Annotated in this window: 20 protein-coding genes and 2 pseudogenes (1 of these 22 only partly in view); 9 read left to right on the top strand and 13 right to left on the bottom strand. The window is 67.0% G+C overall.

The genetic code is table 11. The annotated features are described in order from the left end of the window. The 3 genes and pseudogenes from R2601_RS24005 to R2601_RS24010 form a co-directional block, all read left to right on the top strand. On the top strand, positions 1-983 hold the 3' portion of the coding sequence (locus R2601_RS24005; RefSeq protein WP_007803294.1) for a tyrosine-type recombinase/integrase. The gene continues 373 nt to the left of window position 1, outside the view; the window shows 983 of its 1356 coding nt (coding positions 374-1356); the start codon falls outside the window, past its left edge; the stop codon is at positions 981-983. After that, positions 980-1213 (top strand): annotated as a pseudogene (locus R2601_RS27515) (site-specific integrase); the annotation flags it as partial. The gene R2601_RS24005 and the pseudogene R2601_RS27515, both read left to right, overlap by 4 nt. A 203-nt stretch (positions 1214-1416) precedes the next feature. After that, positions 1417-1983, top strand: coding sequence for a tyrosine-type recombinase/integrase (locus R2601_RS24010; protein ID WP_375360184.1), 567 nt, complete (start codon positions 1417-1419; stop codon positions 1981-1983). A 593-nt stretch (positions 1984-2576) separates the two neighbouring features. Here the strand turns inward: R2601_RS24010 and R2601_RS24015 are convergent. The 12 genes and pseudogenes from R2601_RS24015 to R2601_RS24070 form a co-directional block, all read right to left on the bottom strand. Then, positions 2577-3590 (bottom strand): phosphatase PAP2 family protein, encoded by a 1014-nt coding sequence (locus tag R2601_RS24015; RefSeq protein ID WP_007803602.1) that lies wholly within the window; start codon positions 3588-3590, stop codon positions 2577-2579. Between the two features lie 666 nt (positions 3591-4256). Next, positions 4257-5858 carry a GMC family oxidoreductase gene (locus R2601_RS24020; RefSeq protein WP_007803604.1) on the bottom strand — a complete coding sequence of 534 codons (1602 nt, stop codon included), beginning with the start codon at positions 5856-5858 and terminating at the stop codon, positions 4257-4259. Continuing rightward, entirely contained in the window at positions 5855-6700 is an 846-nt protein-coding gene (locus tag R2601_RS24025; RefSeq protein ID WP_007803606.1) for a shikimate dehydrogenase family protein, read from the bottom strand. Before R2601_RS24025 ends, R2601_RS24020 begins: the two co-directional genes overlap by 4 nt. Then, positions 6697-7086, bottom strand: a pseudogene (locus tag R2601_RS24030) (aldehyde dehydrogenase family protein); the annotation flags it as partial. The pseudogene R2601_RS24030 and the gene R2601_RS24025, both read right to left, overlap by 4 nt. A 115-nt stretch (positions 7087-7201) precedes the next feature. After that, positions 7202-7999, bottom strand: coding sequence for a 3-oxoacyl-ACP reductase FabG (gene fabG, locus R2601_RS24035; RefSeq protein ID WP_040546053.1), 798 nt, complete (start codon positions 7997-7999; stop codon positions 7202-7204). A 2-nt stretch (positions 8000-8001) separates the two neighbouring features. Next, positions 8002-8706, bottom strand: coding sequence for an ABC transporter ATP-binding protein (locus tag R2601_RS24040; RefSeq protein ID WP_007803609.1), 705 nt, complete (start codon positions 8704-8706; stop codon positions 8002-8004). Next, a complete protein-coding gene (locus tag R2601_RS24045; RefSeq protein WP_007803610.1) occupies positions 8699-10498 on the bottom strand; it encodes a branched-chain amino acid ABC transporter ATP-binding protein/permease in 1800 nt (599 codons plus the stop codon). The genes R2601_RS24040 and R2601_RS24045 overlap by 8 nt, the downstream gene beginning before the upstream one ends. Beyond that, the gene (locus tag R2601_RS24050) at positions 10495-11382 is read right to left on the bottom strand and encodes a branched-chain amino acid ABC transporter permease (RefSeq protein ID WP_007803611.1); all 888 of its coding nucleotides are present in this window, start codon (positions 11380-11382) and stop codon (positions 10495-10497) included. The genes R2601_RS24045 and R2601_RS24050 overlap by 4 nt, the downstream gene beginning before the upstream one ends. Positions 11383-11450: 68 nt before the next feature. After that, positions 11451-12647, bottom strand: coding sequence for an ABC transporter substrate-binding protein (locus tag R2601_RS24055; RefSeq protein WP_007803613.1), 1197 nt, complete (start codon positions 12645-12647; stop codon positions 11451-11453). Between the two features lie 45 nt (positions 12648-12692). Beyond that, positions 12693-14423, bottom strand: coding sequence for an acetolactate synthase catalytic subunit (locus R2601_RS24060; protein WP_007803614.1), 1731 nt, complete (start codon positions 14421-14423; stop codon positions 12693-12695). Between the two features lie 3 nt (positions 14424-14426). Next, entirely contained in the window at positions 14427-15428 is a 1002-nt protein-coding gene (locus R2601_RS24065; protein ID WP_007803615.1) for an NAD(P)H-quinone oxidoreductase, read from the bottom strand. Then, positions 15425-16480: a zinc-dependent alcohol dehydrogenase gene (locus R2601_RS24070; RefSeq protein ID WP_007803616.1), complete on the bottom strand. Its 1056-nt coding sequence runs from the start codon at positions 16478-16480 to the stop codon at positions 15425-15427. The genes R2601_RS24065 and R2601_RS24070 overlap by 4 nt, the downstream gene beginning before the upstream one ends. Before the next feature lie 151 nt (positions 16481-16631). Between R2601_RS24070 and R2601_RS24075 the strand changes: the two genes are divergently transcribed. From R2601_RS24075 to R2601_RS24095, 5 genes are all read left to right on the top strand, one after another. Continuing rightward, entirely contained in the window at positions 16632-17312 is a 681-nt protein-coding gene (locus tag R2601_RS24075; RefSeq protein WP_007803617.1) for a GntR family transcriptional regulator, read from the top strand. 267 nt (positions 17313-17579) lie between these two features. Then, positions 17580-18893 (top strand): sn-glycerol-3-phosphate ABC transporter substrate-binding protein UgpB, encoded by a 1314-nt coding sequence (gene ugpB / locus R2601_RS24080; protein ID WP_007803618.1) that lies wholly within the window; start codon positions 17580-17582, stop codon positions 18891-18893. A gap of 156 nt (positions 18894-19049) precedes the next feature. After that, positions 19050-19931 (top strand): sn-glycerol-3-phosphate ABC transporter permease UgpA, encoded by an 882-nt coding sequence (gene ugpA, locus R2601_RS24085; protein ID WP_007803619.1) that lies wholly within the window; start codon positions 19050-19052, stop codon positions 19929-19931. A 20-nt stretch (positions 19932-19951) separates the two neighbouring features. After that, a complete protein-coding gene (gene ugpE / locus R2601_RS24090) occupies positions 19952-20788 on the top strand; it encodes a sn-glycerol-3-phosphate ABC transporter permease UgpE (RefSeq protein ID WP_007803622.1) in 837 nt (278 codons plus the stop codon). Between the two features lie 2 nt (positions 20789-20790). Continuing rightward, a complete protein-coding gene (locus tag R2601_RS24095) occupies positions 20791-21843 on the top strand; it encodes an ABC transporter ATP-binding protein (protein ID WP_007803625.1) in 1053 nt (350 codons plus the stop codon). Between the two features lie 42 nt (positions 21844-21885). Here R2601_RS24095 and R2601_RS24100 read toward each other — a convergent pair whose 3' ends face one another. Next, positions 21886-22830, bottom strand: coding sequence for a GlxA family transcriptional regulator (locus tag R2601_RS24100; protein ID WP_007803627.1), 945 nt, complete (start codon positions 22828-22830; stop codon positions 21886-21888). A gap of 120 nt (positions 22831-22950) precedes the next feature. Between R2601_RS24100 and R2601_RS24105 the strand changes: the two genes are divergently transcribed. Beyond that, positions 22951-24201, top strand: coding sequence for a sarcosine oxidase subunit beta family protein (locus R2601_RS24105; protein WP_007803628.1), 1251 nt, complete (start codon positions 22951-22953; stop codon positions 24199-24201). The last annotated feature ends 3 nt before the right edge of the window (positions 24202-24204 follow it).

The raw sequence follows: 24204 nt of genomic DNA on the forward strand, positions 1-24204 counted from the left end.
AGCCTGCGCCCTACGGCAGCGTTCTGGGCGACTTCATGCGTGACCATGTCGCGCTGATGCGAAACCGGGGATACCAGTATGAGACGCAGGCTCACTGGTTGCTGCGGTTTGACCGGTTCCTGCAGGCTCATCCGGAACTGGCGGACGAGCCGCTCGAGACGATGCTGTCCCATTGGGCAGCGGCCAAGTCCACCCGCAATCACGCGGCGGAATGCCAGAAGCTGGGGCGCATCCTGACCAAGGCGCGGCACCGGCTCGATCCGAACATTCCGCCGAAACGCTTCAACCCGCGACCGGAACGAGAGGTGGCTCGGGAGCACCGGCAACCGCATATCTTCAGCCCGGCTGACATCCGGCACATGCTCGAAGTTGCCCGTTCCTATCCGTCGCCGCATGCCCCGCTGCGGCCGTGGACCCTCTACACCATGATCCTGCTTGCCTATTGCGCCGGGCTTCGACGTAGTGAGATTGCGCGGCTCGATCTGGGCGACGTCGACCTTCAATCCGGCACGATCACGGTCCGGGAAACGAAGTTCTACAAGACCAGGATCCTGCCTCAGTCGGACAGCGTCATGACCGAACTACGTGCCTATCTCGATGCGAGGCGGCGCGCAGGTGCTCCACAAGACAAGCAATCGGGGTTGTTTTGGCAGGGCCACTTCAAGGGCCACCATACTCCGGAGACGGTCACCACGATGATCACCAACGTCATGCGCCGCGCCGGATTCAAGCCACCCTCCGGACGGACGGGGCCACGTGTGCATGACCTGCGGCATTCGATGGTCGTGAACCGGATCCTTCAATGGTACCGGATCGGCATCAACCCGCAGGACCGCCTGCACTTCCTCTCGACCTATCTGGGTCACCGGGACATCAACTCGACGCTGGTCTACATCACCGTCACGCAGGATCTTCTGCAGGAAGCCAGCGAGCGGTTCCGCGCCGTCGGCGCCCCCTGTCTCAACGGGGAGGCGCTGTCATGAAAGCCACAAATCCCTTCCCCGAACTGTTGCGGGCCTTCTTCCAGGAATGGCTGGCGGAACAGCGTAGCGCCTCGATCCATACCATCAAGTCCTATCGGGACACCTGGCGGATGTTGCTCCGGTTCGTCGCGGAGCGAAACGGCGGCGGTGTCGCACGGATCACGCTGGCCGACGTCTCCGCCAGCGAGGTGCGCGCGTTCCTTACCCATGCCGAGCATGGTCGCAAGGGCACGATCGGCACGCGCAATTGTCGGCTTGCCGCGATCCGCAGCTTCTTCAGCTTCGTGGCGGACAAGGACCCTGAATATATCGCCCAATGCGCCGAGGTCCTCACGATCCCGCTCAAGCGAAACCTACCGCCGCGCCCTGCTACCTTGAGCCAGGGGAGGTCGAGGCCATTCTCGCGCAGCCCGACCGGTCGACCATTGAAGGGATGCGAGACCATGTGCTGCTGTCGCTGCTCTATAATAGCGGTGCGCGCATCCAGGAGGCGCTCGATCTGTGTCCCGGCGCGATCCGTTTTGAAGCACCGTATTATGTGCGTCTTTACGGCAAGGGGCGAAAGGAACGCATCTGCCCGCTCTGGCCGGAAACCGTGGCTTTGATGAAGAAGCTGCTGGAGCGGCAGCCACGCGCGCCGGATGAGCGCATCTTCGTCAATCGCTACGGCGAGCCACTGGGAGCTTCGGGCGTGCGGTTCAAGCTGGCGGCCTACGTCGCGGCCGCGGCGAAAACGACGCCCTCGCTGCGTTTGAAACATGTGACGCCGCACAGCTTCCGGCACGCGACGGCCGTCCACCTCGTCGCGGCGGGCGTCGACATCACCGTCATCCGCAGCTGGCTGGGGCATGTCAGCCTCGACACGACCAACCACTACGCTCAGGCCAATCTCGAAACCAAGCGAAAGGCGCTCGAACAGGTCGGCGTTCCGGCAGAAGGAAATCGACCCGCGCGATGGAAACGTGACGCGGACCTGCTCGCCTGGCTCGATACCCTCTGACCCCAACCGAAGGAGAAATAATGTGAAGGACGCAGCCCCGATATCCCCGAAAAATAGCGATGGTGCCGCGTTCCTTCGCATTATCGCGTCCTCGCGATTAGCGATCTTATGCGCAGCTGCGCATAATGTCCGGAAGCCGTACAAACAGTGAAGCTGACACTCTATCATCGAGCCGAAACCCTAAGAGCGCGATATACAGACGTTTGATCCATCGAATGAACCAAGGTCGCCCACATATCTCTTCAGATATTAGCGATGTCAAACAGCGTGAGAGACAAAACCAGACCAGTGCGCCCTAACTTCCGGCGCGCCGCCCGTCATACCTCTCGAAGTTCTCGTTCCCGGCGTCACATGAGCGCCGCCGAGGTGGGCTATTTAGATCCGGGTCGTCGGAGGCGCAAGAGGTTTTTTGCGAGTTTGCCGATTTTTTTCATCTTGGCCCGCCGTGAGGTCCTGCCGACGGGCCAGCCCGCTGCTGGCGTGGCGGGCATCGGCCGCGGGAGGCGCGTCTGATGGGCGTCAAGGTTCCGGGTCCTGATCTTGGGCAAGACCGTTTGCAGAGCCGTGCCGGGCTGGATGCCCGGTCACGTGTCTCACCTGTTCGCCCTGTAGAGATCGCCCGAAACCCGTCCGCGAAACGCGGGAAGAAGACCGGCCGGCTCGAACCGTCTGCGCAGGAAGGCCCACAGCAGCGCCATGACGCCGACGGACACATACCCATCCGCTGCGTAGTGATAGCCGCTCCAGATCGACAGAAGAAGGATCGCACCGCAGAGGAGCGCCGCAGGGACCGCGAGCAGGGCCGAACGCTCGCCACAATAGAGCGCCACGACCGTCGCGACCGAGACATGCACCGAGGCAAACGCGGAGATCCCGGTCCCAAAGCTCTCGCGGCCTGCCGAGGACATCTGCCAGAGATACTCCTGCAGCGCGCCCAGCGTCGTGCTTTCCACGCCGGCAAATCGATGTGTCAACGTCATCAGCCCGAAGCGGCTGCTGTCATAGAAACGATCGAAGAAGACCGGCCCGACCGACATGCCACCCAGGGCGAGCACATTGCCGATGACGACCCAGCTCGCGCAGTAGAGCAGGAAATAGCGCTTTATCCGCGCCTCGTCGTCGTCGCAGGCGACGAGGATCACCGGAAACAGGAAGGCGGCGATCAGCCAGGGTCCGTGGTAAAGTGGCGCAAGGCCCAGCATGGTTTCCGGACCTACGACCCTGTTGATCACGGCCCAGGGGTCTGAATTGGCGTGCAGCCAGGCATCGAACGCCGCCAGGTACGGATCGGCGTAGTAAGGGACGATCGCGGGCATGGTGGTCTTGAACAACGTGAATCCCAGATGCAGGGCGAGGATGGCCGCGACCACCAGCGCGACATTTCCGATCGCGCGGCGAACATCCTTGCCCCGCCGCAACTCCGCCCAGACGGCCCAGACCGGCACCAGCACCACGCTGACCGCGACATACCACAGCGTGGCAACCGGCCCCGATGTCGTTGTGCTCAACATGTCAGCCAGGACCTCGTCGCGAAACACCACCGCGATGACGAAGGAGAACAGCGCATAGCCGAGCCCGAAAGCAAAAAACGCCAGTGAAGCAACCATGTTTTCGATCCTTGGGCGAAGCCCGGAAAAGGGTCAGCAGGCAACCGGGTGACCTCTGAACGTCGTAAGGCGCTTGGGCGGCAGCCCTGCGGGCGGACACGGACGGCACGGCCACGGGCGCTGCACCGGCTCAGGCCTTGAGGCAAACGTCACGCTTGCCCTTTCGGTTGCCCTCCCCGCGACAAGGACAAGGTCGCGACGAGGTCGCTGGCCGAGGAGAGCACGCTGGCCCGCGCGTAGAATCATAACGTCACCCTGCCCCGATCCGGAAACACTTTTGGCCAAGCCGACCCTTCGCCAGTCGCAGAACGCCCCCCGATGCCATTCGAGATAGAGCTGCGTGTCACCGGGTCACGGGACGCCCCCGTGGTCGGCGACACCGCGCCGACAGGTCCGAGGGCCGCGGTGAGGCAGACCCTGCCCGCGCGCGCGTGAGTTTCCCGGCCCGGATTACCCCTTCTCCCGGCGCCACTGTTTTCCACGCACTGTCGGAAAGGGGCGACCGGCGTGCGGGCGGCCGCCGCGCCCGTCAGCTCACGCAGCCCCCCTGCGCGCGCCATCATCGCGGGCGGTTCCGATCTAGAAACAAATGGTTAGGTGATGGTGCGAGCCTGCCATGGGCGCGGCACGGACGATCTGCCAGTGCTGACAGTGCCCAGCGTCACGTCACTGTCCTGACCCGAGGATGAAATCCGCACCGCGCTCCGCCAGCATGAAGACCGCGGCCTGGGAATTGCCCGAGACCTGTGTCGGCATCACCGAGGCGTCGATCACGCGCAGCCCTTCGACGCCGCGCAGACGCAACTGCGGATCGACCACCGCCCCGGCATCGCGTCCCATCCGGCAGGTGCCCGCAGCGTGGTAGATCGTCTGGCCGTTCTGCCGTGCAAAGGCCAGCCAGTCCTCGCGCGAGGTGCAGCCCGGGCCCGGCGACATCTCGTGATCGCGCCAGTCTCCCATCGGCGCAGCCTCGATGATCCGGCGCCCCTCGATCATGCCGTCGATCATCACCCGCCGATCCTCGTCGGTGGCAAGGAAGTTCGGCCGGATCTCGGGCTGGTCCTCGATGCTGGGAGAGCCGGCATGGATCGAGCCCCGGCTTTCCGGGCGCAGCTGCGTCACCCCGAGCGTCATTCCCGGCGCGCGCTCGAGCTTGCGCTCGGCGGCATTGGCGTAGCTGGCGTGCATGAAGAAGAACTGCACATCCGGCCCTGCCAGCCCCTCGCGGGTGCGGATGAACCCGTGCGCAAGGCCGGTCCCGTAAGTCAGGATGCCGCGCCGGAACAGCAGGTAGCGCAGAACTTCGCGGACAAGCTTCGGGCCGCGACTGAGCTGGTTGAGGGTTTCGGGGTGGCGCACCCGCCAGTTCATCCTCGTGCAGAAATGGTCCGAGTAATTCTCGCCGACCTGTGGCGCCGCCACCCGTGTCTCGATCCCCAGCCGCGAGAGCCGCTCAGGGTCGCCGATGCCCGAAAGCTCGAGCAGATGCGGGCTCTGTACCGCGCCGGCGCTAAGGATCACTTCGCGACGCGCCTTGAGGGCGCTCTCGCCACCGGCGCCCTGCACCCGGACACCGTTGGCACGGCCATCCTCGATCTCGATCTTCGTCACCCGCTGCCCGGTGCGGATTTCGAGGTTCGGGCGGTTGCGCGCCGGGGCGAGATAGGCGGCATAGGCGCTGACCCTCCGGCCGTCCCTCTGGTTCACCTGATACCAGCCCACCCCGTCCTGCCGGCGGCCGTTGTAATCCGGGTTGCGGACATGCCCCGCAGTCTCTGCGGCGGCAAGAAACGCTTCACCGATGGCCGGCCGCTCCTGCACCTCGCAGAGGTCGAGCGGCCCGTCGCGTCCACGGGCGCCGTCTGGATCGGGACCGGCATAGCGCTCGAGACGCCGAAACACCGGCTCGACCGCATCCCAGCCCCAGCCGGTGCAGCCGGACTGCGCCCAGCCGTCGTAATCCTGCGGCTGGCCGCGGACGTAGATCATGCCATTGATCAGGGTGGAGCCGCCAAGCCCCTTGCCGCGCGGTATGGCGATCTCGCGATTCCCGGTGGCGGGTTCCGGGGTCGACTGGAACCGCCAGTTGAACCTGGGGTTGGTGAGCAGCTTGTAGAAGCCTGCCGGGATCGGGATCCACGGGCTGAGCGGGCGCGGCCCGGCCTCGATCAGCAGCACGCGGTTGCGCGGATCCTCCGACAGCCGGTTCGCCAGCACGCAGCCGGCGGTGCCGCCGCCGATGATGATGAAGTCGAACGCCTCGCTCATTGGGCCGACCCGGCCGCGGCGGTGCCGGTCAGCGCCTCGCCCGGAATCGCACCCATGTGCCGGGCCATCAGCTCGATCTGGCAGTGCAGCATCGGCAGGCCGGGATGGCAGCGCGCCCCGCGCGCGGCGGCCTCGGCCAAGAGAGGTGTCACCTCGGGCTCCATGATCGCCTCGGCGACGATCTGGCCCGCGTGCAGCCCCTCGGGCGAGAGCGGCAGCGGATCGCCCGCGCGCAGCCCGAGCGAGGTGGCGTTGGCGACGATGTCGTAGCTGGCAAGATCGGCGACCACGCTGCACCCCTCGGCGCGGCAGGCCGGGTAGGCCTCCGAGACCCGCTCCGCGAGGTCCTCGGCCTTCGAGGCCGTGCGATTGAGGATCGTCAGCTCCGCGACGCCCGCCTCTGCCAGTGCAAAGGCGATGGCCGAGGCCGCGCCCCCTGCCCCGGCGAGCAGGACCCGAGTGCCGCCCGGATCGATCCCGGCCTGACGCACCCCCTCGACAAACCCGATCCCGTCGAGCATCGCGCCGATCAGGCGCCCGTCATCCTCCCGGCGCACGCAGTTCACCGCGCCGATGCGGGCGGCGTCGCCCTCGATGGCGTCGCACAGCCCCAGCATCGCGGCCTTGTGCGGCATCGTCGCAATGAAGCCGCCGAAGTTGCGCATCGCTCTCAGCCCGTCGAGCGCCTGCGGCAGCTGATCGGGCGTCACATGCATCGGCACAAGCACGCCGTCGACACCGTGGCGGGCAAAGACCTCGGCCATGACCTGCGGGGTTTTCACATGGGCGATCGGGTCGGCGAGGATGCCGAAAACGCGGGTATGTCCGGTGATCTGGGTCATGGCAGCATGTAGGATGTCTTGACGGTGGTATAGAACTCGCGGGCATAGGCGCCCTGCTCGCGCGCGCCGTAGCTCGAGCCTTTGCGCCCTCCGAACGGCACGTGGTAATCGACCCCGGCTGTCGGCCGGTTGACCATTACCATGCCTGCCTCGGCGTTGGCGCGGAAATGCGACGCGTGCTTCAGCGAAGTGGTGCAGATGCCCGCAGACAGGCCGAACTCGGTGTCGTTGGCGGCGCTCAAAGCCTCCTCGTCGTCGCGCACGCGGATGACGCAGGCCACGGGGCCGAAGATCTCTTCGCGCGCGATTGTCATGTCGTTTCCGGCCTCGGCGAACAGCGCCGGCTCGAGGTAGAACCCCGGCTGCGCCAGTTCGAGCCGCCGTCCGCAGGCAAAGGCCCCGACGATGTCACCGGTGTCGGACGGGTTGATGTTCTCGCGGCTCTCGGACGCGCCGGCCGGCGCGCCGCAGATAACGTTCATGAAGGTCATGCCGGTCCTTTCAGGTCATGGAAAGGCCACCGGCGACGTCGATCGTCTGGCCGGTGACAAAGCTCGATTCCGAGGAAGTCAGCCAGAGCGCCGTGTCGGCCACCTCAGCGGGCTCGCCAAGTCGGCCGAGCGGCGTGCGGCGCACCTCGGCCTCGTTCAGTTCGGCCGCCACCCCCGCCACCATCGGCGTCGCGATCCGCCCCGGTGCCAGCGCGTTCACGCGGATGCCGTGCGGGCCAAGCTCGCCCGCGAGGTGCTTGGTGAAGCCGATGATCGCCGATTTCGTCGCGGCGTAGTGGCAGGCGACGATGGGAAAGTAGGTCTTGCCCGCCACCGAGGAGGTGTTGACGATCCACCCCCGCCCGGCCTCGACCATGGCGGGCGTCAGCGCCCGGATGCAGTTGAACGAGCCGGTCAGGTTCACGTCCACCACGCGGGCCCATTCGTCGGGGTCCATCTCCCAGACCTTGTGGGCCACGCCCGCGTGCTTGGGCGAGATCCCGGCATTGTTGATCAGCGTGTCGAAGGCGCCGCCCATCTCTGCCTCGGCCTGCGCGATGGCCCGCGTTAGGCTGACGTAATCGCTCACGTCGCCGGTCATCGCGACGCTGGCCCCGGGCAGGCCGGAAACGGCCGCCGCGACCTCGCCCGCGTCGATGTCGAGCACGCCCACGGTGGCGCCGCGCCGGGCGAAGGCCTCGGCCATGGCGAGCCCGATGCCCTTGGCCGCCCCGGTGACCAGCACCCGCCGCCCGGCATGGCTGTCCCGCGTCTCGTGTTGCGCGAGGGTCGTCTCTCGTACAGTCATCGTCATATTCCCAGATAGGCTTGCCGGACGTGGTCGTTCTGCAGCAGCGCATCGGCGTCGTCGCTCAGCACCATGCGCCCGTTCTCGAGCACATAGCCCCGGTCCGCGGCCTTGAGCGTGTGGAACACGTTCTGCTCGACGATCAGCACCGTGGTGCCGGTCGCCGCCACCTGCGCGATGACCTCGAAGACCTGAGACACGATGATCGGCGCCAGCCCCAGCGAGGGCTCGTCGAACATCAGGATCTTGGGACGCGCCATCATGCCCCGCGCGATCGCCACCATCTGCTGCTCGCCGCCCGACAGCGAAGAGGCGTGCTGGTCGAGCCGCTCACGCAGACGCGGGAACAGCTCGAGCACCTCGTGCAGCGTGTCGTCCTGGTAGTCGCGCGCGTGGCGGCAATAGGCCCCCATCAACAGGTTGTCGCGCACCGTCATGTCCGGGAAGAGCTGCCGGCCCTCGGGGATCAGGGTGATGCCCCGATCCACCGTGTCATGCGCCTCGAGCTTGGTGATGTCCTTGCCCTCGAAGGTAATCGCGCCGGTGCGCGGCTTCACCAGCCCCGAGATGGTGCGCAGAAGCGTGGTCTTGCCGGCACCGTTGGCGCCCACGATGGTGACCACCTCGCCCGGCTCCACGTGCAGCGAGATATCCTGCAGGATCACCGTCGAGCCGTAGCCCGCATCGACGTTCTTGACCTCAAGCATGGGTGAACTCCTTCCCGAGATAGGCCTCGATCACGTGCTCGTCGCGCACCACCTCCTGGGGGTCGCCCTGGGCGATGATCTGGCCCGAGTTGATGACGATGACCCGGTCCGACAGCGACATCACCGCCTGCATCACGTGCTCGATGGCGATGATGCTGACGCCGGTGTCGCGGATCGAGAGCATCAGGTCGACGGCGCGGCGCACGTCGGTCTGGTTGATGCCCGCCATGACCTCGTCGAGCAGCAGGATGCGCGGCTCCATCGCCATGACGCGCGCCACCTCGAGCCGTTTCAGCCCGCCGATGGTCAGGCTCGCGGCTTCGGCGTTGAGATACGGACCAAGGCCCATCCGGTGCGCCGTCTCGCGCGCCGCCTCGCGGGCGTCGCCCACGTGCGGGTGGCGGTGGAAGGCGCCGACCATGATGTTCTCTTCCACGGTCATCGCCGCGAAGGGCTGCACGATCTGGAAGGTCCGCCCGACCCCGAGCGTGGCGAAATCCGCCGGCGTCGCAGGCTCCTGCCACTCGCCCGAGGGCGACAGCACCGACACCCGGCCCTCATCGGGCTTGAGGAAGCCCGAGAGCATGTTGAACACCGTGGTCTTGCCGGCCCCGTTCGGCCCGATCACCCCGAGGATCTCGCCCTCGCGCAGGGTGAAGCCCACGTCATTGGTCACGTGCAGGCCGCCGAAGTGCTTTTGCAGCCCCTCGACGCGCATCACCTCGCGGCCCGCCTCGTGCGGCACCGCCGAGCGCGGCGCGGCGGCGACCGGCGCGGCCTGCTCGCCCTCGGTCTTCTCCGAGCCGGAGGTGAAGCGATGCACCACGCCCATGATGCCGTTGGGCAGAAACAGCACCACCAGCATCAGCACCACGCCGTAGACGAAGCCGTGCAGGCCGATGGCCTCGGAGCCAAGCGCGCCACGCGCGAACTCGGTGATCGGCACCAGCAGGACCGCGCCCAACAGCGGCCCCCAGACGGTGCCGATGCCGCCGATCAGCGCGAACATGGCGATCTGGATCGAGAACTGCAGCGAGAACATCGACTCCGGCTCGATGAAGGTCAGGTACATGGCGTGGAACGTGCCCACCATGGCCGACAGCGCCGCCGAGATGCTCACCGCCATCAGCCGCACCTTGACGGTGCCGACCCCCGCCGCCTTGGCCGCGCTCTCGCGCTCGCGGGTGGCCACGAGATAGAAGCCAAGCCGGTGCGAGCGGATCGCCCAGGCCACGGCGAGGCAGACCAGCAGCATGCCGAAGGCGATCAGCAGCGCCGGCAGGCGCTCGCGGAAGACCATCCACTCCCAGCCGATATTGAGCTGGATCATCAGGCCCGTGGCGCCGCCGGTCAGCTCGCGGAAATGCAGCGCGAGCACGCGGAACACCTCGAGAAAGGCGATGGTGGCAAGGGCAAAGAACGGCCCGTGCAGGCGGAAGCAGGGCCATGACACCACGATGGCGGCGACCACAGCAACGGCGGCGCCTGCGAACATGCCGAACCACGGCGAGATGCCGAGATTGACGAGGATCACCCCGGCGTAGCCGCCGATGCCGTAGAAGATCGCGTGACCGAGCGACAACTGCCCGGCATAGCCGCCGACGATGTTCCACGCGGTCGACAGCGCCGCGAAGAGGCAGATGGTGATGAAGATGTGGTAGACGAACTCGTCGCCCACCGCGACGGGCACCGCGATCAGTCCGGCAAGCAGCACGGCCACCGCGATCAGGCCCAGTTTCTGGGCGGAGAGGCCTCCGCCGGAGGCTTGGGTCATGGAGGTCGTGTCGGTCATGGCGATACGTGGCTCAGGTTCATGCGGGTCCCGAACAGGCCCGACGGTTTCAGGATGAGGATCAGCAGGAAGATCGTGAACACCACCGCCTCGCGCAGGTCGGAGCCGATGTAGAAGCCCGACAGCGCATCCACGAGGCCGATCACCAGCGCGCCGAAGAAGGCGCCCGGGATCGAGCCCAGCCCGCCCAGCACCACGCAGACGAAGGCGATCAGCACGAAATAGGTGCCGATGGTCGGCGAGGTCGGGTAGAGCGGGGCGATCAGCGACGATCCGAGACCCACGCAGGCGGCGCCCAGACCAAAGGTCAGGATGTAGATGAACTTGTCGTTGATCCCCATGAGACGGGCGGCGGCGCGGTTCTGCGCCGTGGCGCGGATGGCGCGACCGGTGCGGGTCTTCTTCATGAAGAGCTGCAGTCCGATGACCAGCAGGATCGCCGCGCCGAACACCCAGAGCTGCCCGGTCAGGATGCGCACCTCGCCCAGCATCACCTGAGAGCGCACCCCATGCGCCGGGGTATTGGCGATGTCGGCGCCAAAGACCAGCAACGCGAGGTTCATCAGCGCCGTCGACAGACCCACCGTGGCAAAGATCTGCACGTGCTCGTCGCGCGCCGACATCAGCGGCTGGATCAGCAGGCGCTGGGTCAGCGCCCCCAGCACGAAGAGCGCCGGGGCCACCGCCGCGGCGGTCAGGTAGGGATGCACGTCCATGCCCGTGCTCAGCAGGAAGGTCAGGTACATCCCGACCATGAGGAACTCGCCGTGGGCGAAGTTGATCACCTTGACGATGCCGAAGATCAGGGTGAGCCCAACCGCCACGATGGCGAAGAGCCCGCCGAGCATCAGCCCGTTGGCGACAATCTGAAGAAAGGTGTCCATGTCTCGCGCGTCTCCGGAGGAAGGTCACGCCGGGCCACGACGCTCATGCGCGGCCCGGCCCGGTGGCGTCAGTCGCCGATCTGGAACTCGGCCACCGCGGCATCACGCGGATAGACGGTGACGAGCTTGCCGCCCTGCCACTGCATACCCATCATCATCGCGCGGTCGTTCTGGTTCTGGTCGCCGAAGTGCACGCCGTAGCCTGCCGCGGTCTCGCCCGCCGGGATGTCGATGGCCTTCACCGCCGCGACGATCTGGTCGGGCTCGAAGCCCTCGCCGGCGCCAATGCCCTCGAGCACCGCCATTGCGCCCACGTAGTTGTTCAGCGAATGACCCGAGCGCGGCTCCTCGCCGTACTTGTTCTGGTAGGCGACGAGGAAATCCTCGAGCCCCGGCGTGAACTCGGTGTTCACGGCATACTGGGTGAAATCGACATCCAGCACGCCCTCCATCAGCGCGCCCACGGCCTCTTCGGTCGCGGTCAGCGAGTAGCCGCCGCCACCACCGATGATGGCGTCGGGCTCGAACCCGGCCTCGGCCGACTGGTTCAGGAACAGCACGGAGTCGTTCTGGTACGAGGTCTGCAGCACGATGTTCACGCTGCGATCCTTGAGGTCGAGCACCAGCGAGGACATGTCCACGGTCGAGCTCGGGTAGCCCTGCACGGTGACGATGTTGAGCCCCTTCTCGGCACCGTACTCCTCCTGGTGGCCCGCCACCGAGGTGCCATAGGCGCTGTCCTCGTGGATCACGCCGATCACCAGATCCGAGGCTTCGACACCGAGCCCCGGCGCGATCTCGTCGAGGATCATGTCGATGGTCATGATGCCCATGGTCTCGGCGGTCGGGTTGGTGCGGAAGAGGTATTGCAGATCGCGGCCCGTGACCTCGTCGGCCACCGCGCCAAGCTCGAAATACGGGATCCCCGAAAGCTCGGCGACCTGGCTCGCCGCGATCGAGCGGGACGAGGAATAGGTGCCAAGGATCGCCTTCACATCTTCGCGGCTGATCAGGCGGCGGGCCTCGCCGATGGCCTGGTTGTTGTCGACCGCGTCGCCCCGCACCAGCTCGATCTGCTCGCCCTGGATGCCGCCTGCGGCGTTGATCTCATCGACCGCCAGCTCGACGCCCCGAAAGCTCTCTTCGCCAAGCAGGGCAAGGCCCCCCGAGAACGGGTAGAGCGCGCCGAATTTCACTTCGGCCTGCGCCGCGCCGGCGACCAGTGCCGAAACCGCGGTCGCGGTGAGCAATGTCTTCAGTGTCATAAGTCTTCCTCCCTGATGTCGGGCCCTCCAGCCCGGTTCAGACACTCAGTAGTCGAGCGCCTCCTTGCCTTGAAAAACGGTGATTGGCGGGTGCGCCTTCTCGTCGGTGACCACGTCGATCACGGTGACCTCCGCCTTGCCGAGCGCCTCCTCCAGCGCCGGCAGGAACTGCTCGGGCGTCTCCACCCGGATGCCTTCGCAGCCCACGGCACGCGCGATCGCGGCGTGATCCACGGCGGTGAAATGCACCACATCGGTGTAATCGCCGAAGAGGCTGAGCTCGGCATGTTTCTGGTAGCCGAGGATCTGGTTGTTGAGCACGATGACCACCACCGGCAGCTTCATCCGCCGCGCGGTCTCGAGCTCGCCCCAGACGTGACCGAAGCCGCCGTCGCCGGTCAGGCACACCACCGGCGCCTCGGGCCGCGCCGCCTTGGCGCCGAGCGCGAAGGGCAGCCCCCAGCCCAGCCCCGCCAGACCGCGCGGGGTCAGAAAGCGCTGGCCGGCACGGCGCGCGGTGAGCCCGTTGGCGATCCAGATCGAGGAATAGCTCGCATCGGCCACGGTCACCGCGTCCTCTGGCAGCACCGTGTCGAGATCGCGCATCAGGCGCTCGGGCCGGATCGGCGCCGCGTCCCAGTCGATCAGGCCCTCGATCTCGCGCTCATGCGCGGCGCGGCCCTCCCCGATGCGTGTCTCGAGGGCCGGGCGGCGGGTGTGGATCGCCGAGAGGTCCTGCGCCTCGAGCGCCTCGCAGAGCTGGCTCAGCACCAGCCGCGCGTCGCCCTTGAGCCGCAGCGCCTCGTAGTTGCGCCCGATCTCGCCACCGTCGATGTCGATATGGATGTAGCGCGCGCCCTCGGGATAGAGCGACCAGCTGTCGGTGCCGTTCTGGTTGGTGCGATTGCCGATCAGCAGCACCACGTCCGCTTCCGCGATCAGCTCGCGCTGATGCGCGGCGCGCGCGCCCGGAGCCATGAAATAGCCCACCACGCCCACAGACAGCGGGTGCGTCTCGGCCACCGCGCCCTTGCCCATCACCGTGGTCGCCACGGGCAGACCCAGTTCCTGCAGGCGCCCAAGTGCGTCGATCGCCTGCGACCCATGCACCCCACCGCCGGCAACCACCACCGGGCGTTCGGCCCCGGCAAGCAGTTTTGCCGCCTCGCTCACGCGGTCCGGGTCGGCCCCCATCCGGTCGAGCGGCCAATGGCCCAGATCCGCCTGCCGGCGCGGCGCGTCGGGCGTCAGCTCCGGGCGCTCGTCGAGCACGTCGAGCGGCACCAGCAGCACCGCCGGGCCCGGACGCCCGGAGGCGGCGGCGGTGAAGGCCATGTCGATATAGTCGTCGATGCGCTCCACATCCGCGACCCGGCGCACCCATTTCGAGACCCCGCCGAACAGCGCGACATGGTCCATCTCCTGGAAGGCGTTCTTGTCGGTGAACTTGCGGTGCACGTCCTGCACGATCGCGACGACCGGCACCGAAGCCTTGAGCGCCTCCGCCAGCCCCGGCACCAGCAGCGTTGCCGCCGGGCCGTTCTGCGCCGTCACCACAGGCACCCGGCCCGACACCCGCGCATAGGCATCGGCCATCGCGGCGCCACCGTTCTCGGTACGATAACCCACCTGACGGATGCCGTAATGCGGCGCGGCAAGGATCAGCGCCGAGGGCAGCGACTGCCCGAAGATCTCGGTCACGCCGTGCCGCGCGAGGGCAGCGGCCATGACATGGGCGCCAGTGGTGTTGGCAGTGGGATGGTCCATGACGGTCATGGCTCAGGCCTCCGGTTTCATGAGAAGAACGATCTTTCCGACATGCGCGCTGCTATCCATGCGGGCATGGGCCTTGGCGACATCGGCGAGGGGAAAGGTGGAATCGACCGGCGGGCGAACCGCACCACTGGCCAGAAGCGGCACCACGTGCTCGGTCAGCGCACGGGCAAGGCGCGCCTTCATCTCGACCGGCCGGGCGCGCAGCGTCGAGGCGGTGATGGTGCCGCGCTTCATCAGGAGCGGCAGCAGGTCGAGCTCGGCCTTGCTGCCTTGCTGAAAGGCGATCTGGGCAATCCGCCCGTCCGCGGCGAGCAGCTCGATATTGCGCTGCATGTAGGACCCGCCCACCATGTCGAGGATCACGTCGGGCCCCCGGCCATCGGTCAGTGCCCGCCCCTCGGCAACGAAATCCTGCGTCCGGTAGTTGATGGCGTGATCGGCGCCGAGCGCCCGCGCGGCGGCGCATTTCTCGTCGCTGCCGGCGGTCACGATGACGGTGGAGCCGAGCGCCTTGGCCAGCAGGATCGCCGTGGTGCCGATGCCCGAGGTGCCGCCGTGGATCAGCAGCGTCTCGCCGGGTTGCAGCGCCGCGCGCTCGAAGACGTTGGACCAGACCGTGAAGAAGGTCTCGGGCACGGCGCCGGCCTCGGCCATGCTCATGCCCTCGGGCACCGGGATGGCGATCGGCGCGTCGAGCAGCGCCCAGTCGGCATAGGCACCGGAATGCACCAGCCCCATCACTCGGTCGCCGATGGCAAAGCCCTCGACGCCTTCGCCGAGTGCCGCAACGGCGCCGGCAAGCTCGAGCCCGAAGACATCCGTCGCCCCCGGCGGCGGCGGGTAGTTGCCCTGCCGCTGCATCACGTCGGGCCGGTTGATGCCAGCGGCGTGGACCTCGATCAGAAGCTGGCCGGGGCCGGGCTCGGGGCGCGGGATCTCGGTCACCCGCAGCACCTCCGGGCCCCCTGCCCCATCCGCGATCACGGCGCGCGTCGTTTCGGTCATGTCGTCTGTCCTCCCAAGGGTTCCGGGTGCAGCAGCACCTTCATTGCCGCGCCGTCCCGGGCGAGGGCGAAGGCCTCTTCGCCCCGGCTGAGCGGAAGGGTGTGGGTGATGAGATGCGCCAGCGCGTCACCGCGCCGCTCGAGCAGCGAGATCGCCTCGGCAAAGGCGGCGGGCGTGGTGTCGTGGGCACCGCGCAGCTGCTTTTTCTCCCGCACCAAGCGCGACAGGTCGAGGTCGCAGGGCGCCGCATGGATCCCGGCCGCCACGAAGATCCCTTCCGGGCGCAGCGCCTGAAGCCCCTGCCCGACCGAGGCCGCGACACCGGTGGCCTCGATCACCCGGTCGCAGCGACCGCCGAAACTGGTCTGAAGCGCGGCATCGAGCGGCCTTTCGGCCAGGTCCACCACGGCCTCGATGCCCATCTCCCGCGCGATCCGCAGCCGCGCCGCATCACGCAGCCCCGCCAGAAGCACCTTGGCGCCACGCTCCTGAGCCACGAAGGCACAGGCCAGCCCGATCGGCCCCGGTCCGAGCACGAGCACGCGATCCCCTGCCGCGACCTCGGCCACGTTGACCGCGTTCACCGCGATGGACAGTGGCTCAGCCAGCGCCGCGCGCTCGAAGCCGATGGCGGCGGGCAACCGATGCAGCACGCTTTCGGGCACCCGCACACGCTCGGCAAAGCCGCCGTCTCGGTGTAACCCGACGATCTGCCGCGCCTCGCAGGCCGAGGGGCGCCCTTGCCGGCAGCCCTCGCACCGGCCGCAGGTCAGCGTCGGCGAACACACCACACGGTCTCCGGTCACGACCCGGCTCACGCCCTCTCCGGTCGCGGTGACGGTGCCGGCGAACTCGTGGCCGAGGGTCAGCGGAAGCAGTGGCTCCATGAAGCCGTAGCTGGGATCCCAGGCGACCGCGTGAAGGTCGCTGCCGCAGATCCCCGCGGCCTGCACCGCCACCTCGACCTCGCCCCGGCCCGGACCCGGGCCGCAAAAGCTGGTCGAGACGAGGCTCACACCTGTCCCGGCACGTGTCTTGCGCAACGCAAGCATCGATTATGAACTCCTCCAGATGTCCCGTATTCTCCCGATACGGGTGGCCGGAAACTAGGTCTGGCCAATGAGTCGGTTATATTTTATTTGTTATAACAGTAAAGCCGAAAAATCTAATCGGCTTGGGGACGGCGCAGGTGGAGGGCAGAATATGTCAGACTTATCAAAGGATTGGGCAAAACCGATCGAACGCGAGAACCTCAGCGACCGCGCCTACACGACGATTCGAAACGCGCTCATGCGTGGTCAGCTCGCGCCCGGTGAACGGCTTCGACTGCGCCCCTTGTCGCAGCGGTTCGGGATCTCGCTCACACCGATGCGCGAGGCGCTCCTGCGGCTGGTCTTCGAACGTGTCATGGCCTTTGACGAGCGTGGCACCGTCTACGTTCCGTCGCTGAGCCTCGAGCAGCTGCTCGAGATCCGCAGCATCCGCATGGATCTCGAAGGCAAGACGGCAGCCGCCGCCGCCAAGCGCATCACGCCTGCGGAGCTGCAGGATCTGGAGGACATTCAGTCCGGCATTTCCGATTGCCACGCGCGCAAGTCCTATGCCGATGCAGTTCACCTCAACACCGAGTTCCACCTGGCGCTCTGCCGCGCCGGACGCCTGCCGATCACCTACGATCTGGTCGAGAACCTGTGGGTTCGCTGCGGCCCGATCCTGTCGCACCTCTATGATGCGGGCGTGCCCTCGGACTGGCAGCCGCATCCGCATGAACGCATCATCGAGGCGCTGAAGACAGGCGACGCCGACGCCGCCGAGGCGGGCATCCGATTCGACATCGAGATGGGGGGACAAGGGCTGTTGGAGCATGTCTCCAAGAACGACTGAACGCTCCCGCCCGATGTTGTTTGCCGCGAAGTCCACGGTCCGAGACGTTACGACGACCCGTGATGCACCGGCGCCTTTCGCGTGGCCGAACCCCCACCGCAGGCCGGGTCCGCACAACCTGCGACTTAGCCTCACGCGAAAGAACTCGCTTGCCATATCGTTTTTCAAGAATAGGGTATGGTCGGTCGGAGGAGTTGCTCGGAGGAAAGCAACCCTCTGATCTGGAGGAGAAAAGAGCGCCCGAACGGGGGCTCTAGGGAGGAAAGCATGAAAAAATCCGCTCTCGGCATCCTTGCCGCGGGAACTGCTCTGCTGACGCCGCTCGCGGCCAGCGCGCAGACCGAAATCCAGTTCTGGCACGCCTTCACCGGACGGCTCGGAGAGCTCGTCGCGGCGCAGGTCGAGGACTTCAACGCCAGCCAGGACACCTACACCGTCACCGCCACCCACAAGGGCAACTACTCCGAGACGCTGAACGCCGGCATTGCGGCCTTCCGCGCCGGCGAGCAGCCGCATGTGCTGATGGTCTTCGAGGTCGGCACCGCCACCATGATGGCCGCCGGGGGCGCCGTGCGCCCGGTCTATCAGGTGATGGAGGACAGCGGCGCCGCCTTCGATCCCGACGCCTATATCGGCGCGGTGAAGGGCTATTACACCACCACCGACGGCCAGATGCTGTCGCTGCCCTTCAACTCGTCCACCCCGGTGCTCTGGGTCAACCGCGACCGGCTCGAGGGGGCGGGCATCGATCCCGATGTCGATCTGACCACCTGGAACCAGGTCGAAGAGGTCCTCGACCAGCTCGCCGAGGCCGGCGAGGAGTGCCCGCTGGTCACCGCATGGCAGAGCTGGATCCATCTCGAGAACCTGTCGGCCTACCACGACGTGCCCTTCGCCTCGCAGGAGAACGGCTTTGCCGGCACCGACACCGAGCTGATGCTCAACGGCGAGGTGCAGGTCGCGCATATCTCGAAGATGGGTGAATGGGCCGACGAGGGCAAATTCATCTACACCGGCCGTCGCAACGAGGGCGGCGCCAACTTCCGCTCCGGCGAGTGCGCGCTCTTCACCGAGAGCTCGGCAGGCTATGCCGGGATCAAGGCCGAGGCCGAGTTCGATTTCGACGTCCGTCCCCTGCCCTACTGGGAGGGCGCCGGCAACGCACCGCAGAACACCATCATCGGCGGCGCGTCGCTCTGGGTCATGGAAGGCCACGAGGCCGAGGACTACGCCGGCGTGGGCGAGTTCCTGAGCTATCTCTCCTCGACCCCGGTGCAGGCCCAGTGGCATCAGGACACCGGCTATCTCCCGATCACCGCCGCCGCCGGCGAGGCGACGCGCGAGGCGGGCTTCTACGACGAGAACCCCGGCACCGACGTGGCGGTGACACAGATGACCCGGAACGAGCCGACGGCCAACTCCAAGGGCATCCGTCTCGGCTCCTTCGACCAGATCCGCGGCATCATCGACGAGGAGCTCGAGGGCGTCTGGGCCGGCGACAAGAGCGCACAGGAGGCGCTCGACAGCGCCAAGGAGCGCGGCGACCAGCTGCTGCGCCGCTTCGAGCGCGCGGCGAACTGATCCCGCAACGGCGATGCGCGCCCCGAGCGGCGCGCATCTTCACCTGACCGGGCGAGAGGCGCTGACGGCAGCAAAGCCGCCGGCCCCGGAGGCGCCGGGCGCCCGCACCATGCGCCTCGTGCAGCGCGCGCCGGAGGGTTCACGGCGAAGGACGAGATGGAAAAGAGAGTCACATTCAAGGGCTGGGTCCTGCCGCTTCTGCTGATCGCACCGCAGGCGATCATCTCGGCGGTGTTCTTCTTCTACCCCGCCGGGCAGGCGGTCTGGCAGTCGCTGTTCATCCCCGATCCGTTCGGCCTGTCGAAGCAATTCGTCGGGCTGGAAAACTTCCAGTACCTGCTGAGCGATCCCTATTACCGCGCCTCCTTCGTCACCACGGCGATTTTTTCGGGCCTCGTGACGCTGTGCTCGATGGTGCCGGCGCTGTTTCTCGCGGTGCTGGCGGACCGGCTGATCAAGGGCGCGGGCACCTACCGCACCCTGCTGATCTGGCCCTATGCGGTCGCCCCCGCCGTCGCGGGCGTGCTCTGGCTCTTCATGTTCAACACCCGCGTCGGCGTGGTGTCGTGGTATCTCGGCCAGCTTGGCTACGACTGGAACCACGTGCTCAACGACGGCGAGGCGATGGGGCTGGTGGTGATCGCCTCGTCCTGGGGCCGGATCAGTTACAACTTCCTGTTCTTCTTCGCCGCGCTTCAGGCGGTGCCGAAATCCATCATCGAGGCGGCCGCCATCGACGGCGCGCATTTCTGGCGCCGCTTCTTCACCATCGTGCTGCCGCTGCTTTCGCCCACCACCTTCTTCCTGCTCGTGGTTAACGTGGTCTACTCGTTCTTCGAGACCTTCGGCGTGATCCACACCATCACCGGGGGTGGCCCGCAGCAGGCGACCACGATCCTGGTCTACAAGGTCTTCTCCGACGGCTTCGTCGGGCAGGACCTCGGCTCGTCCTCGGCACAGTCGGTGATCCTGCTGCTGGTGGTGGGCGCGCTCACCGTGCTGCAATTCAAGGTCCTCGAGAAACGGGTGCATTACTGATGGCGCGCGAAGTGCACGGCATGGTCGAGAAGCGCGGCGCGGGGCTCTGGCTGACCCACCTGATCATGATCGCCGGGGTGCTGGTGATCTTCTTCCCGATCTGGCTCGCCTTCGTCGCCTCGACGGTGACCCAGGCCGAGATCATCCGCCCGCCGATGCCGGTCTGGCCCGGCGACCAGTTCCTGACCAACTACCGCAACGCGCTGGTCTCGGGGGTGAACGTGCCGGTGGCCACCATGCTGCTCAACAGCCTGATCATGGCGGTGGGCATCGCGGTCGGCAAGATCGTCATCTCGCTGCTCTCTGCCTTTGCCATCGTCTATTTCCGCTTCCCGGCCCGCACCCTGTTCTTCTGGCTGATCTTCATCACCCTGATGCTGCCGGTCGAGGTGCGCATCGTGCCGACCTACGAGGTGGTGGCGGGCTTCGGCATGCTGAACTCCTATTCCGGCCTGATCCTGCCGCTGATCGCCTCGGCCACGGCGACCTTCTTGTTCCGGCAGTTCTTCCTCACCATCCCGGACGAGCTGGCCGAGGCCGCCCGCGTCGACGGTGCCGGTCCGATGCGGTTCTTCTGGGACATCGTGGTGCCGATGAGCCGGACCAACGTCGCGGCGCTGTTCGTGATCCTATTCATCTACGGCTGGAACCAGTATCTCTGGCCGCTGCTGATCACCACCGACCCGGAGATGAACACCATCGTCATGGGCATCAAGCAGATGTTCCCCAGCGGCGACGATTTCGCCCACTGGCCCACCATCATGGCGACCTCGATCCTGGCGATGATCCCGCCGGTGATCGTGGTGGTCTCGATGCAGAAGCTCTTCGTCCGCGGCCTTGTAGATAGCGAGAAATAAGCATGGCGACCGTCACCCTCCAGAACGTAAAGAAGAGCTTCGGCGCCACCGACGTGATCCACGGCATCGACGTCGAGATCGCCGACGGCGAGTTCATCGTCATCGTCGGCCCCTCGGGCTGCGGCAAGTCCACCCTGCTGCGCATGGTGGCCGGGCTCGAGACCGTCACCGCCGGCGATATCCTGATCGGCGGCGAGCGCGCCAACGACAAGGAACCGATGGCGCGCGACATCGCCATGGTGTTCCAGAACTACGCGCTCTACCCGCATATGAGCGTCGCTCAGAACATGGGCTACGGGCTCAAGATCGCCGGCCTCAGGAAAGACGCGATCCGCCGGAAGGTCGAGGAGGCGGCGAAGCTGCTGCAGCTCGAGGCGCTGCTCGAGCGCAAGCCGAAGCAGCTCTCGGGCGGCCAGCGCCAGCGCGTCGCCATGGGCCGCGCCATCGTCCGCGAACCGGCGGTGTTCCTGTTCGACGAGCCGCTGTCGAACCTCGACGCCAAACTGCGGGTGCAGATGCGGCTCGAGATCAAGGAACTGCAGGCCAAGCTCGGGGTCACGGCGCTTTACGTCACCCATGATCAGGTCGAGGCGATGACCATGGCCGACCGGATGATCGTGATGAATGCCGGCGTGGCCGAGCAGGTCGGCACGCCGCTGGAGGTCTACGAACGCCCGCGGACCCTGTTCGCGGCGCAGTTCATCGGCAGCCCGGCGATGAACATTCTCGACGCCGAGATCCGCAACGGGCGGGTGATGATCGGCGACACGGCGCTCTGCGAGAGCGCGGCGCGCGAGGGCCCGGTGAAGCTCGGGCTGCGGCCCGAGCACGTACAGCCCGACGCCGGCGGCCCGCTCTCGCTCGCGCTCCAGCTCTCGGAGCCGCTCGGCGCCAACACCTTGCTGCATGGCAGGCTGGTCGAGGCCGGACAGGCGCCGTTCACCGCCAGCCTGCCCGGCGTGCATGGCACCTCGCCGGGACAGGAGGCGCTGCGCTTCACCGTCGATCCCTCCGAGATCCACCTCTTCGATCCCGACACGCAGCTGCGGCTCTGAGCCCCGCACCCTTCGCGTCCCCACCCAGAGGGTGCGGCTGCGCTAAGCCGTGCCAGCCTCGCGTCGCGCCGCCGCCGGTGGCTTGCCGAAACGCTGCGCGAAGCAGCGGCTGAAATGCGGCACCGTGGAGAACCCCGACAGCTGGGCGATCTCGTCCATCGGCAGCGCCGAGTGGCGCAGGAACTCGTGCGCCTTGTCGAGCCGCAGGTTGCGGTAGAACGCCATCGTCGACAGGCCGAAGCGCTGGACGAAATGCCGCTGCAATTGACGCGCGCTGCACCCCGACAGGGCCGCCAGCTGCGCGGCGCTCAGCGGGTCGGCGATATGGGTGGTCATCAGCCGCACCGCCAGCTCGAGCGCTGGGACGCTCAGGTTGTAACGCCGCGCCGGATCAAGGTGCTGCGGCTCGCCGGCGGGCCGCATCCGGCTGTGAATGAACCAGTTGCTGACCTCGGCGGCGAAATCCGCGCCCTCGCGCGCCGCCACCATCGCGCACATCATGTCGAACGAGGCGACGCCCCCGGCGCAGGAATAGCGGTCGCGGTCGATGACGTAGAGCGCCCGTTCTATGAGCAAGCCGGGCTGTTGCTCCTGCAATTGCTCGAGATGCAGCCAGTGCAGGGTGAAGCGCCGCCCCTCCATCAGCCCGGCCCGCGCCAGCACGGCGGCACCTCCCGAGATCCCGCCCAGCATCACCCCGCGCCGGTCGAGCCGGCGCAACGCGCTGGCAACCTTGGGATCGTCCTCGGCGATCGGGTCGCCACCTGCGACCACGAAAAGCAGGTCGAGATCCGGCTGCGCCTCGCTCAGCGCCGTGCAGTGGAACCCGCCGCCCGAAGAGGAGGCCACGAAGCCCGGCGCGGCGGCGTGATAGTCCAACCGGTAGAGCGCCTTTCCCGCCAAGTGATTGGCTGCCCGCAACGGCTCGATGGCCGAAGACAGCGACATCAGCGCGAAGCCCGGCACGAGGAAGAACCCGATATTCATGATGCGCCGCCACTCTGCCCCGGATCAGACTGATTTCGGCAAGGATATGTCCGATATGGGAAAATTACCAGCGCGCCTGCGCCCGTAGCATCGGGCAACAGACATCGAATGAGGCAAACCGTGCGATTCTCCGGCCTGCGAGTCATCAAGGAAGCCCTCACCGGCCACAGGGGCTGGAAGCCGCTCTGGCGCAACCCCGAGCCGAAGCCCGAGTACGATTTCATCATCGTCGGAGGCGGCGGGCACGGGCTCGCCACCGCCTATTACCTCGCCAGCACCTTCGGGCAGGCCCGCATCGCGGTGCTCGAGAAGGGCTGGCTGGGCTCGGGCAATATCGGGCGCAACACCACGATCATCCGCTCGAACTACCTGCTGCCCGGCAACGAGCCGTTCTACGAATTCTCGATGAAGCTCTGGGAGGGGCTGGAGCAGGAATTCAACTTCAACGCCATGGTCAGCCAGCGCGGCATCCTCAACCTGTGCCACAGTGACGGCCAGCGCGATGCCTTCCGACGCCGCGGCAACGCCATGCTGCTGGCGGGCGCCGATGCGGAACTGCTCGACCAAGATGGCGTGCGGGCGATGTACCCGTTCCTCAATTTCGACAACGCCCGCTTCCCGATCAAAGGCGGCCTGCTGCAGCGCCGCGCCGGCACCGCGCGCCATGACGGCGTCGCGTGGGGCTATGCCCGCGGCGCCGACCTCAGGGGCGTCGACCTGATCCAGAACTGCGAGGTCACCGGCTTCCGCATCGAGGGCGGCGCAATCCGCGGCGTCGAAACCACGCGCGGCTATATCGGCGCGAAGAAGGTCGGCGTCGCCGTGGCCGGCTCGTCCGGTCGGGTGATGCAGAAGGCCGGAATGCGCCTGCCGATCGAGAGCCACGTCCTGCAGGCCTTCGTCTCGGAGGGGCTCAAGCCCTGCATCGACGGCGTCATCACCTTCGGCGCGGGCCATTTCTACGTCAGCCAGTCCGACAAGGGCGGGCTGGTCTTCGGCGGCGATATCGACGGCTACAACTCCTACGCCCAACGCGGCAACCTGCCGGTGGTCGAGGACGTGATCGAGGGCGGCATGGCCTTGATGCCGATGATCGGCCGGGCGCGCCTGCTGCGCAGCTGGGGCGGCATCATGGACATGTCGATGGACGGCTCGCCGATCATCGACGCGACCGATGTGGACGGGCTCTATCTCAACGCCGGCTGGTGCTACGGCGGCTTCAAGGCCACGCCGGCGAGCGGCTACGCCTTCGCGCATCTGCTGGCCACCGGCCGCCCGCACGACACCGCCACCGCCTTCCGGCTCGACCGCTTCCGGCGCGGCGCGCTGATCGACGAAAAGGGCGTTGGCGCCCAACCCAACCTGCACTGAGCA

Source organism: Salipiger bermudensis HTCC2601 (genome assembly GCF_000153725.1).
Lineage (GTDB): Bacteria > Pseudomonadota > Alphaproteobacteria > Rhodobacterales > Rhodobacteraceae > Salipiger > Salipiger bermudensis.